Origin of the sequence: Paenibacillus sp. LX16 (assembly GCF_036252815.1) — a bacterium.
Taxonomy (GTDB): domain Bacteria; phylum Bacillota; class Bacilli; order Paenibacillales; family Paenibacillaceae; genus Paenibacillus; species Paenibacillus polymyxa_B.
Genome location: NZ_CP141152.1, coordinates 1,735,786 through 1,747,648 on the forward strand (window position 1 = coordinate 1,735,786; position 11,863 = coordinate 1,747,648).

At 44.2% G+C, this 11,863-nt stretch carries 10 protein-coding genes; 7 read left to right on the plus strand and 3 right to left on the minus strand.

The window, feature by feature from the left end; translation table 11 throughout:
• Nucleotides 1–331: 331 nt before the first annotated feature.
• Nucleotides 332–1,306, minus strand: coding sequence for a carbohydrate kinase family protein (locus T3H97_RS07955; RefSeq protein ID WP_103048193.1), 975 nt, complete (start codon nt 1,304–1,306; stop codon nt 332–334).
• A gap of 22 nt (nt 1,307–1,328) precedes the next feature.
• Nucleotides 1,329–2,363: a LacI family DNA-binding transcriptional regulator gene (locus T3H97_RS07960; RefSeq protein WP_328802204.1), complete on the minus strand. Its 1,035-nt coding sequence runs from the start codon at nt 2,361–2,363 to the stop codon at nt 1,329–1,331.
• A 506-nt stretch (nt 2,364–2,869) separates the two neighbouring features.
• Between T3H97_RS07960 and T3H97_RS07965 the strand changes: the two genes are divergently transcribed.
• The 6 genes from T3H97_RS07965 to T3H97_RS07990 all read left to right on the plus strand — a co-directional run bounded on the left by T3H97_RS07965 (nt 2,870) and on the right by T3H97_RS07990 (nt 9,330).
• A complete protein-coding gene (locus T3H97_RS07965) occupies nt 2,870–3,754 on the plus strand; it encodes an ABC transporter permease (protein WP_250245194.1) in 885 nt (294 codons plus the stop codon).
• Between the two features lie 14 nt (nt 3,755–3,768).
• Entirely contained in the window at nt 3,769–4,650 is an 882-nt protein-coding gene (locus tag T3H97_RS07970) for a carbohydrate ABC transporter permease (RefSeq protein ID WP_013309484.1), read from the plus strand.
• Between the two features lie 18 nt (nt 4,651–4,668).
• Complete coding sequence (locus T3H97_RS07975; protein WP_328802205.1) at nt 4,669–6,288, plus strand: ABC transporter substrate-binding protein; 1,620 nt, start codon at nt 4,669–4,671, stop codon at nt 6,286–6,288.
• 63 nt (nt 6,289–6,351) lie between these two features.
• Complete coding sequence (locus T3H97_RS07980; RefSeq protein WP_328802206.1) at nt 6,352–7,923, plus strand: glycoside hydrolase family 32 protein; 1,572 nt, start codon at nt 6,352–6,354, stop codon at nt 7,921–7,923.
• A gap of 242 nt (nt 7,924–8,165) precedes the next feature.
• Nucleotides 8,166–8,714, plus strand: a complete 549-nt coding sequence (locus T3H97_RS07985; RefSeq protein WP_039269838.1) for a helix-turn-helix domain-containing protein — start codon at nt 8,166–8,168, stop codon at nt 8,712–8,714.
• A gap of 100 nt (nt 8,715–8,814) precedes the next feature.
• On the plus strand, nt 8,815–9,330 hold the full coding sequence (locus tag T3H97_RS07990; protein WP_013309488.1) for an acyl-CoA thioesterase: 516 nt from the start codon (nt 8,815–8,817) through the stop codon (nt 9,328–9,330).
• A 110-nt stretch (nt 9,331–9,440) separates the two neighbouring features.
• Here the strand turns inward: T3H97_RS07990 and T3H97_RS07995 are convergent, their stop codons facing one another.
• Nucleotides 9,441–10,907, minus strand: a complete 1,467-nt coding sequence (locus T3H97_RS07995) for an RICIN domain-containing protein (protein ID WP_328802207.1) — start codon at nt 10,905–10,907, stop codon at nt 9,441–9,443.
• A gap of 227 nt (nt 10,908–11,134) precedes the next feature.
• Here T3H97_RS07995 and T3H97_RS08000 point away from each other — a divergent pair, with 227 nt between their 5' ends.
• Nucleotides 11,135–11,827 carry a 4'-phosphopantetheinyl transferase family protein gene (locus T3H97_RS08000; RefSeq protein WP_328802208.1) on the plus strand — a complete coding sequence of 231 codons (693 nt, stop codon included), beginning with the start codon at nt 11,135–11,137 and terminating at the stop codon, nt 11,825–11,827.
• The last annotated feature ends 36 nt before the right edge of the window (nt 11,828–11,863 follow it).

The window sequence follows — 11,863 nt, forward strand, 5'->3', positions numbered from 1 at the left end:
AGCCAAGCTTAAGCAGGAAATTTGCAGAAGCGGTTATGATCGAAGACGATACCTGTGAATAAATATATTCTTACCTTCCTTCAGTCACTTTCATCACCCTATCAACTATAAGGACGCGATGCTCTCGCTTCATTTTATTAATCGAGACTAATAGAGATCCGCATCATAAATAATAAGTTTAAATATTTACCAAGCTTCCCGTCATTCATTGAAAGTTTGCCCCGATCAGTAGCATCTTTCCAATGAATGACGGATCTCTACATAAAAAGGTGTCCAGCGACCTTAGAGATCGTCGGACACCTTTTGCTGTTCTTACGCTTCATTCCTTGATTCAACCTAGTGCTACGAAACGATTAACTTCTTCCAACGACGGCAAGGCTGCAATCGCTCCAACTTTAGTGCACACAATGGCGCCGACTTGATTGGCAAGTGTCACAAATTCCTGCTGCTGCTCCCAGTTGGAGGTAAATGCCTTAGGCTGACTCAGCTGGCTGATTTGATACAGCATTGCTCCGACAAAGGCATCTCCGGCACCAGTAGAGTCGATCGATTTGACAGCGATACTGCCGATTAACGAACGGGAAGCACCACTTGAGATGAGGGTTCCTTCTTTCCCCAAGGTAACTGCCACCGTCTTCGCTCCCAACCCATGCAAAAGATCCAATGAAGCATCGCGGTCAGCCAGCCCTGTAATGATGTTTAATTCCTCTTCGCTTACCTTTACCAAATCCGCATTGTGTATTCCCCTTCTGGACAGTGCGATAAATTCCGCCAGCCTGTCCTCCCAAAGGTTCCCCCGATAATTGGGATCAAAGGAGGTGAACTGCCCATTAGCCTTCGCTTCGTCCAATAAAGACAAATACGTTTCCCGGAATGGATCGGTGAGCAAGGCCGTTGCCGAGCCAAAATGCAGAATGGCAGCCTGCTGGACCCATTCTCTATCAATGTCCTGTAGAGACAGTTGACGGTCAGCTCCGCGGTTGAACACGAAATCCCGTTCACCGTTAGCGGCAAGGGAAACAAAGGCCAGTGTAGTCGGCGTTGACGGATCAAAAAGGAGCATGGACGTATCCACATGCTGCTCATCCAACGTTTGCTTCAGGTACATGCCAAAGGGATCAGCCCCGACTTTCCCCAAGAATGACGCTTTTCCTCCGAGCTTGGCTACGGCTGCGCTTACATTTGCCGGAGCGCCGCCGGCCTGCTTTGAGAAATGCTGACCCTTGGCAAGATTAACATCAATATCCGTGCAGAAAAAATCAATGAGCAACTCGCCCACACAAAGAACCGTTCTGTCATTTTTCACTTTGATTCACCTCTTGGTAGATTTAGTTTAGAACAGGGGTCGAGTCCCGGTATACGATATCCGTTGCAACATGAGTCACTCGGTATGGCATGGTATTGTCTTTGATTCTGGACAATAACATTTCGGCTGAAATAATACCCATCTGACTACTATAAATATGCACGGTTGTAAGATGAGGCTCGACAACCCGGGATTCCGAAGCATCATCGAACCCGCAAACAGCAACATCTTCCGGGACTTTAATCCCTTTGTTTTTCAAAGATTTGATCACGCTGATGGCAATGAAATCATTGGCGCAAATAAAGACGGATGGACACTCCCTCAGGGCATCTAACTGCTGTTCCATCCAGTTCTCCTCTATAAAGAAGTTGCGGTCAGGCGCTACAATGCTAAGGGCAGGATCTACGGCGATTCCTGCTTCTGCTAAGGCCTTATTAAATCCGGTCCAGCGTTCATTAAAGCTTTTGCAATGATTGTAATCGCCTACAAAACCGAAGCTTTCATAGCCATGATCGATCAATTTCCGGGTAACACAGTATGTGCTGTGTTCATTTTCCATTAATACCAGATCCGCCTTCAATTCTGGATACATTATATCCGCAGCGCAATCAATAAAAATGGTTGGGATGCAAAGATCTGTGATCAGCTTGCTGTATTCCTTGCTGAACATTTCGATGCAGAAGATGCCAGCCACATTCGAAGGTTCAAAATTGCCGGGTAGGGTCATTGAATTGATATCATTCTCACGAACAAAATAAATAGATAAAGTATAGCCCTGTTTGCTGATTTCCTTCTCCAGTCCGCTGATCAACAAAGATCCAAAGTGTGAGCTATTAGGAAGATTACAGGTCAAAAGTGCGATATTGCCTTGTTTTTCAGAAGCTGTTTCCATATAAGAAAATTGTTTGTATTTAAGCTCCATTGCTTTTTTGACCACCTTGTCCCTAGTAACGGCGGGAATACTCTCCACTCCATTAAGCGCCTTGGAGGCAGTGTTTCTGGAAATCCCCAAGGCATCAGCGATATCTTGTATCGTAACCTTTGACTTTCTCGTCATATTGTTCACCTTATTCTCCGAATTAAGATTCTTCATATTTCTAAATATATAGTATTTTCATGTTTTTAACAATGTATTTATTCAAATGAACAATAAAATTTTACGTTTGTTTATTTATATTGTGTATTTTCGATATATTTTTGCTAAAAATATTATAATTATCTTGAAATGCGCTTTTTGAATGGATTTTTCATCCGAAATATATTGACTAATTAAATGTACATCTGATAAATTGTAAGAGTAAAATATGTTCAAATGTAAATTGTAAGCCCATTCATTTTGGAAATGTGTAAAATTCTCATTCTGTTGGAGGTGTGGATATTACAAGCAAGTGTTTGAAAAACATCTTGGTTAATTATGTCAGAGAGATGACATAACATGGCTTATATTTTGTGTCGTATAACAAGCCGTGAACAGTAGGAGGGAAAATATTGGCAAATTTGATCGTTCAAAAAAGGGGACTAAAGGCTTCAGAAACAAAAAAAAGAAACAACTGGTTAAGCTATATGGTTCGAAACTATATATTGTATTTGTTTCTGCTTCCGTCCATAATTCTTACCGTCATTTTCAAGTATGTTCCCATGTACGGCTCGATCATTGCATTTAAAAATTTCAGCCCAAGAAAAGGCATCCTCGGCAGCGAATGGGTTGGATTTGAACATTTTCAGCGGTTTCTTTCATCACCAAATTTTTATGACATTTTAATGAATACGCTTAAATTAAGCGCTTACGGTCTTATTCTTGGTTTCCCAGTACCAATCATTCTGGCCTTAATGCTAAATCTGGTCAGAGGAGCGAAGCTCAAGAAGAATATTCAGCTTATTGTATACGCACCTAACTTCATCTCGGTTGTTGTTGTTGCCGGCATGCTATTTGTTTTTCTATCGCCGGCTGGAATAGTGAACGCTTTGGTAACAACCTTCACCGGCAAGCCGATTTCTTTTATGACTGATCCCGCCTATTTCCGAACGGTGTATATTTTGTCCGGTATATGGCAAACAGCGGGCTGGTCCTCTATCATTTATGTGGCCACCTTAGCCAATGTGGACCCGCAGTTGCATGACGCTGCAACAATTGATGGCGCTTCATTGATGAAGAGAATCTTCCACATTGATCTGCCAGCTCTTAAACCCGTCATGGCCGTCCTGTTCATTCTCGCTGCAGGAGGTATTATGTCGATCGGCTATGAAAAGGCTTACTTGATGCAGACGGCCCTGAACACACCAACCTCGGAAATCATCGCGACTTACGTATACAAGGTGGGGTTGCAATCCGGCGATTATGCTTATTCTACGGCAATCGGGTTGTTCAATTCCGTAATTAATGTATTGCTGTTGATTTTCGTAAATACCGTCGTCAAGAAGCTGAACGAAGGAGAAGGGCTGTATTAAAGAAGGAGGTATTCATGGATATTCATTACACCGGGAAGGACCGGATTCTGCTCATCATCAATTATATTCTGCTTGGTTTGTTTGTTCTCGCTATTCTGTTACCGCTGGTTTATGTGGTGCTTTCGTCCTTTTTAACTCCAAATACTCTGATTACCAAAGGGTTTGCCATTACATCATCAGACTGGACACTCACGGGATATGCCAAAATCCTAAGCAACAGTGCCATGATTCGCGGTTTTTTTAATGCTATTTTTTATTCAGCAGCCTTTGCGTTCGCAACCGTATTATTTTCCGTCTTCGCGGCTTATCCGCTTGCGATTGAAGAGTTGGTAGGGAAACGGTCCATTATGATCTTTTTCCTGATAACGATGTTTTTCGGTGGCGGTCTGATTCCTACCTATCTGGTGATTAAGGATTTAGGCATGTTGAATACGGTGTGGGCCATTATTCTACCCGGCTCGATCAGCGTATTCAATATTATTCTGGCAAAGACTTATTTCCAGGGACTTCCCAAAGAGCTGTTCCAGGCGGCGAGTATAGACGGAGCTTCCGAGCTCAGTATTTTCTTTAAAATCGTCCTGCCGCTTTCCAAGCCTATTATTTTTGTTCTAGCTTTATACGCTTTTGTCGGACAGTGGAATTCTTATTTCGACGCCATGATTTATCTGGATGATCCGAAGCTGTTTCCGCTTCAACTGGTACTGCGCTCCATTTTGATACAGAACCAGGTTCAGCCCGGCATGATTGCCGATGCGATGGCACAAGCGGAGCTTAAGAAATTGTCTGAAATGATTAAATACTCTGCCATTGTCATATCAAGTCTGCCTTTGATTGTCATGTATCCATTCTTCCAGAAGTATTTCGAAAAGGGTGTCATGGTAGGTTCGATCAAATAACAAACCGGGGGAATAGAGATGAAAAAAACATTACTAACCTTGTCTGTGTTGGTACTTTCTACTTCACTGCTTGCCGGATGTGGCGGTTCGGGGAATAATTCTGCGGCATCCGAAGATTACAAGCTGGAAAATGTTACTCTGCCGCTTAAAGAGAAAGTTACTTTGCATTTTATGACTCAAAGCTCGCCGCTGGCACCTTCCGATCCAAATGAAAAGTTGATTTATAAAAGACTGGAAGAAAAAACAGGGGTGCATATCGATTTTACCAACTTCACCTCCGATTCCTTCATTGAAAAAAGAAACCTTGCTGTTGCCAGTGGAGATCTTCCAGATGCCATACTGGATGCCGGATATTCCGATTACGATTTGTTGAACCTCGGAAAGGATGGAACTATTATCCCTTTAGAGGATTTGATTCAAAAATATATGCCGAATCTGCAGAAGGTATTGAAGGAAGCACCTGAGTACAAATCCATGATAACTGCACAGGACGGGCATATTTATGCTTTTCCTTGGATTGAAGAACTGGGTTCTGAGAAGGATAGCATTCATTCTGTAAACGACATGCCATGGATCAATGTGGAGTGGCTGAAAAAGCTGGGACTTAAAATGCCAAAAACCACCGAGGATTTAAAAAAAGTTCTGCTCGCATTTAAAAATGGCGACCCTAACGGAAATGGCCAAGCGGATGAAATCCCGCTGTCCTTTATACTCAATAACGGCAATGAGGACCTGAATTTTCTGTTCGGATCATTCGGACTTGGGGACAACGGCGATCATACGGTAGTGACCAATGAGGGGAAAGTGGTCTTCACTGCCGATCAGGATGGTTATAAAGAGGGGATTAAATATCTTAATGAGCTGTATAAACTGAACCTGATCGACGAAGAGTCATTCGAGCAGGATTACAATACGTATCTGGCCAAAGGCCAGAATGAAAAATATGGTCTCTACTTTCAATGGGATAAGGCGAACATCTCAGGAGATAACGATAAATATGAATTGATGAATCCGCTCGCCGGACCAAGCGGTGAAGTCAATGTGACCCGCACGAACAATCTCGGCTTTGACCGGGGGAGAATGGTAATTACCAGTGACAACAAAAATCTTGAGCTTACGGCAAAATGGATTGACCAACTGTATGATCCTATCCAGTCCGTACAGGACAACTGGGGCACCTACGGCGACAAAACTCAGCAGAACATTTTTGAATACGATGAAGCGAGTCATATGCTGAAGCATCTTCCGCTTAAGGGAACGGCCCCTGTCGAGCTGCGGCAAAAAACGAATATCGGCGGTCCATTGGCAATTCTTGACGAGTATTACGGAAAAGTAACGACCAAGCCCGATGATGCCGTGGGACGGCTTAAGCTCATGAAAGAAAGACTCGTTCCTTATATGAAGGCTGACCACAATTTCCCTAAAGTCTTCTTCTCGCTGGAGGATCAGAAGCAGATCTCTACCTTGGAAACAGACTTATTTGCCTACGTTAACCGCAAACGGGCGGAATGGATCAAAACAGGCAAAGTGGAAGAAGAATGGGCTGATTATAAAGCCGAGCTTTCCAGACTGGGACTGGACAAATGGCTGGAAATCAAACAAAAAGGCTATGACAGATATCTTAAAGATCAAGGCTGAAACATTTAAAAGGTGGTTGGGGTGTTAAATGCCTTATCAACAATCAAGAGGAGAGCGGATACTATGAAAGAATTAAACCTAACGGACGACTATAGCGGCAGAAAGAGAAAAAGTAACTACAGTGAGACGTACAGGCCTCAATTTCATTATTCACCGGAGAAAAATTGGATGAACGATCCCAACGGCATGGTTTACTTTGAAGGAGAGTACCACTTGTTCTACCAGCATACGCCCCATGATACGCAGCCTGATTTTGGCAACATGCATTGGGGGCATGCGGTAAGCAAGGATCTAGTGCATTGGACTGAGCTTCCACCGGCGATTACACCTGGGGAGGACGGAGCGATCTTCTCGGGGAGTGCGGTGGTGGATAAGAACAATACCAGCGGATTTTTCGACGAGGAAGGATCAGGATTAGTTGCCATTTATACAAATGAGGGCAACAAGGCTCAGCCTGGAAAGCCGCAGGTGCAAAGCATTGCTTACAGCAAGGATAAGGGTCGAACCTGGACAAAATATGAAGGTAACCCGGTTTTATTTCCAACGGACACGCTAGACTTTCGTGATCCGAAGGTGATTTGGCATGATGAATCATCAATGTGGATCATGGTTCTTGCCGTAAGGGACCGTGTAGAATTTTACACATCTCCAAACTTGAAAGAATGGTCTTTTGCAAGCGAATTCGGTTCCGACATTCCACATATCCACCGAGGGATATTTGAATGTCCTGATATATTTCGAATCCAAGTGGATGAGGATCCTAATATCACGAAGTGGATTCTGATGCTAAGCGTCGGGGATAGAAATGGTGTGAATCCAGACGATCCGGAACCACCGGCAGGCGGTTCTGGCATGATGTATTTTGTAGGCAACTTTGACGGTAAGGCATTTGCTCTGGATGAAGCGCTGAAAACTATCGATGCTATTAAATGGGTAGACTACGGATCAGACTTTTACGCGGCCGTGACATGGAATGGGATTCCAAACGAGGACGGACGAAAGATTTGGGTCGGCTGGATGAACAATTGGCGTTATGGTACCACGCTACCTTCAGAGGAATGGCGTGGCAAGATGTCAATTCCCCGTGAGCTACAGCTTAGGACTTATCCAGAGGGACTTCACTTAATCCAAGCACCCATAAGTGAATTAAGTCAGCTAAGAAAACCGATTTTGTCTCTGCAAGACTTGACGATTAAGCCAGGTATGAACGTGTTGTCTGATATTTCTGCTGCAAAGGCAGAAATTATTGTAGAATTTGAAATTAACACTGCCGTGGAATTCGGGTTCAAAGTGCGGAAATCTTCCAATCAGGAGACGATCATCGGATATAATATCTCGAATGAGGAATTGTTCGTCGATCGGACGAAGTCGAGCGCCACTGATTTTCATTCCGATTTCACAGCAATACACAAGGCCACTATGAAGCCAGAGCATGAGAGGATACAGTTGAGCATTTATCTGGATTGGTCAAGTGTCGAAGTCTTCGGAAATCATGGAAAAACAATCATTTCGGACATGATTTTCCCGGACTTCGAAAGTAAGGGTCTAGAACTCTACGCCATTGGTGGAGAACTAAGGGTCGTGTCGCTTCAGATCAATGATCTGGTAAGCATTTGGGGAAATGAGAATGTTTAGACGTTAACTATTGATATCATTCAAATTTTAATTATCTCACGAAGGAACTCATTGAGTAGCGAGTGTCAAATTGATTTTTCAATTTGACACTTTTTTATATTGGATAAGATAATGAGTTTGTGTAAGCTAGATAGCAATAGGTCTGTCAAGACTTAGTTGTAGATTCATTTTCGAATGAACCTCTCTCGATTAAATTGTGTATTCTTCTTATATAGACTTTTGGATACAAGGAGGCATCGTCCGTGGATTCAATGCAGCATATTATTGGCTCTAATTTGGCTCAAATCAGGAAGACTAGAGGATTAAGTTTGGATAAGGTGGCTGAACTGACAGGGGTCAGCAAAGGGATGCTGGCTCAGATTGAGAAGGGGAAATCTAATCCTACGGTAACAACCCTTTGGAAAATTGCGAACGGTTTGCATGTATCCTTCTCCACCTTTCTCAAAGAAGACCCGCCGCAAATCACGAAGATTCGGAGGGAAGACCTGCATCCAGTTATTGATGAGGACGGTAACTACTTTGTTTACCCTGTATTCCCGTATCACGCTGAAAAGAAGTTTGAGGTGTTCACGGTAAGTCTGAAGCCAGGCTTTACACACCAGGCAGAGAAGCATCTGGGAGAGGAAACGATTCTCATGATCCGTGGGGAGATGTACTTTGAAATGCAGGGGCAACAGCTTAAGCTGAGTGCAGGGGATGCCGTGCAATTTCAAGTATCTGACATACATACCTACCGCAATGATTCGGAAGAGGATGCCGATTTTTATGTATTGATTTATTATGCGGATTAGTGGGATGATTAGCATAGTCTAAAACAGGCTTCCACATCAGGATTTTGCAAAATCCTGAGATATAAAAAGAGAGCAACGAGGAAAAGAGAGGAAAGAACCCATGGAAAGCAAGTACATCCGAGAAACCTACTGCTTCAAGACGTCCCGAGTATTTCCCAACGATATCAACAATCATAACACGCTCTTCGGCGGCCGATTGATGTCGTATATCGACGATATCGCATCTATTGCAGCTGCTAAGCTGTGTCGTACGAACACAGTTACAGCCTCTACGGATTCGGTGGATTTTTTGCTACCTATCCATCCGAGTGATTCTGTCACGCTGGAAGCGTTCGTAACCTGGACAGGCCGTAGCTCGATGGAGGTGTTCGTAAAGGTAATTCGTGAAGGACTGATGACTGGCGACCGAAAAATCGCAGCCACCGCCTTCCTGACCTTTGTGGCATTGGACGAGAACAACCGTAAAGTGACCGTGCCGCAGGTGATTCCAGAAACAGAAGAGCAGTTACAATTGCACCAGACGGCTCCATCACGCGCAGCCATACGGCGTCAGCGGAGGGAAGAAAGCAAGCAGCTGGCTAGTTTTCTGACAACAGATTATCCGTGGGAATTGTAACGTACTAGAGATTATCAACTTCATCGTTTTACGTAAAAAGGAGCCGTCTTTTCCGTTAGCAGTCGACCATGATCTGCTCGGAATACGGCTCCTTTTGAAAATAACTTGAGCTATTCTACTTTAACTACACGGAAATGCTGATTTGTCCCACCATTATCGCCCCATTGAATGGCTTTGGCTCCATCGGCGGTGGCGCCTTCAGAAATATCGATCAGCTTGCCGGTTGCCCGATTTTTCAGCTTGTAATAACCACCGGTTACGGATACTAATTGCCAATGCTGACTGGACCAGCTTCCGTCACTCCACTGCTCAATAACTGTACCGTCTGTTGTCGTACCGCTTTCAACACCAATTAGCTTTCCGCTGTTGCGGTTCACAATTTTATAATATCCGCTGCCTGCATCTTTGAGCTGCCATTGCTGGTTTGCTGCCCCGGAATCTGCACGCTGCTCCAGGTCTGCGCCGTCCGTCGTTGCATTGCCAATAATGCTTAGTGGCTTATTGCTCTTGCGATTCACTAGCTGATAATAGGCATCCGGATCAATGGCAATTGGCGTCGTTATCCCCTCGACCACACCACTGGCGGTGTCAATATTAATGCTGTCGAACCAATCCATGGCTAATGAAGTCGCTGTTGGAAAACGCAGTGGCAACCATACATATTGAGAATCCTGCACAGGACCGCTCCACGCACCTGCCCAACGGTCACCCAAATACAGGTATGAAGTTGTCTGGGCACCTTCAACAGGAATCACGTAAGCCGACTGTGAACCATAAGTCGTACCGTCCCCAAAGTTTATCGTATTACTCCAGGTTCCTTCAATGCTGGATGCGGTAGCATACTTGGCTTGATTGGGATTCCAGCCGGTAGCCCCGGATGTAATCAGGAAGTAGACGCCTCCTTTTTTGAACATCGCCGGAGCTTCACGATATTGTCCAGGCCAAAGTGTAGTCACCAGCGATTCAACTTGCAGAAAATCCGGTGTCAGACGATAAATGTTGAGATCCGCGTTTACCCGGGTAGCCGAAATGAGGTAAGCTGTACCGTTATCGTTATATACGGTCATATCGCGCGAATCGTAATCCAGAGGACGGAAGCTGCCCTGATACGTGTAATCGCCGTCCACGGTATCGGAAGAGGCGACAGCCACTCGGGCCTCGTTGTAATTAACCCCATTCTCCTTATGCATCCATAATACGTATTTACGTGTTTTTTCGTTGTAAATCACTTTCGGACGTTCAATATTCGAAACATTCAACTCTACGGCGGAACTGCTGGTCAGTACGTTTTTACGAAACTCCCAGTTTTTTAAATCAGAGGAACGGTAGGCGGATACCGCCTTGAACGTGCCGTTGGGATTACGATTTTCGCCAAACCAATAATAGTAACCGTCTACTTTAATCATACCACCCCCATGGGCATGGACCACGTTTCCATCTGTATCTTTAAACTGAATGCCATTCACAACATTCGCTGAAGCGGCTGAAGCGATCTTAGGTGAAAACATCTGAAAAATGCTCAACGTCAGCAAAATAGAGAGCATAATACACAGCAAGCGGGCAAAATCATATTTCATTGTTTCGTCCTCCCCTGTATGTGTTATTTTAAAGCGTTTTCATTAACGGACTCTACGAAGCAGTTTTAATAGAGCTACTTATCCCAATTGTATCCATATTGAATTGAAAGTGCTAGAGTAGTATATTGACCATGTACACGGCACACGCCATCCATATCTAACAGACTTCCATCGAACGGTGAGTGTTACAAACTGGCTGATATTCATTAGGTATACAGGAGGCAACCATGAAAATATACGCGATTGATACGAGCAAGCCGGAGGCTGAGGAGCATTACGAATCACTGTTAAATCAGGTTTCGCTGGAAAAACAGCACAAGTTAGATCGTTTTTTACATCGGGAAGATGCTTTGAGGGGGTTATATGCCGATGTGCTGCTGAGATGGTTGGCCTGCCGGCAATTGAAGGTATCTAATGCCAGTCTTCAATTTACATACAATGCATTCGGTAAGCCTTCCTTGATCAATGCACCCGCATTCCATTTTAATGTTTCTCACTCGGGAAAATGGGTGGTATGCGCTATTGATGATCACCCGCTTGGAATCGACATTGAACAGCTCCGTCCTATTGATTTTGAGGTAGGTAGAGTGTGCTTTTCAGACACAGAGTATGATACGTTAATGCGTCAGGACGCAGACAGCCGCTTATCGTATTTTTACGATCTATGGACGCTTAAGGAAAGCTTTGTGAAGGCCGAGGGGCAGGGACTAACCCTACCGTTGAAGTCTTTTTCATTTGAGCTAAAGGCACAGCCATTCATAGACTTCACGACAGAGGGCTTTACCACCGAGTATTGTCATTTTAAGCAGTATGAGCTGGATCAGGATTATAAAATGGCTGTCTGTGCAGCTCATGACCAATTTGCCCAGCAGGTGCAGCAGATAGATATAAATACACTACGCTTGGAAGTGGCAACATAGGCGTAATTATGAAGTGGATATGCGTATAGTTGAAAA

What these genes read in the sequence shown, in the direction of transcription:
- T3H97_RS07970 (WP_013309484.1), top strand. Translation starts at nt 3,769, where the DNA reads ATGGATATTCATTACACCGGGAAGGACCGGATTCTGCTCATCATCAAT.
- T3H97_RS08000 (WP_328802208.1), top strand. Translation starts at nt 11,135, where the DNA reads ATGAAAATATACGCGATTGATACGAGCAAGCCGGAGGCTGAGGAGCAT.
- T3H97_RS07995 (WP_328802207.1), bottom strand. Translation starts at nt 10,907, where the DNA reads ATGAAATATGATTTTGCCCGCTTGCTGTGTATTATGCTCTCTATTTTG.
- T3H97_RS07990 (WP_013309488.1), top strand. Translation starts at nt 8,815, where the DNA reads ATGGAAAGCAAGTACATCCGAGAAACCTACTGCTTCAAGACGTCCCGA.
- T3H97_RS07965 (WP_250245194.1), top strand. Translation starts at nt 2,870, where the DNA reads ATGGTTCGAAACTATATATTGTATTTGTTTCTGCTTCCGTCCATAATT.
- T3H97_RS07975 (WP_328802205.1), top strand. Translation starts at nt 4,669, where the DNA reads ATGAAAAAAACATTACTAACCTTGTCTGTGTTGGTACTTTCTACTTCA.
- T3H97_RS07980 (WP_328802206.1), top strand. Translation starts at nt 6,352, where the DNA reads ATGAAAGAATTAAACCTAACGGACGACTATAGCGGCAGAAAGAGAAAA.
- T3H97_RS07960 (WP_328802204.1), bottom strand. Translation starts at nt 2,363, where the DNA reads ATGACGAGAAAGTCAAAGGTTACGATACAAGATATCGCTGATGCCTTG.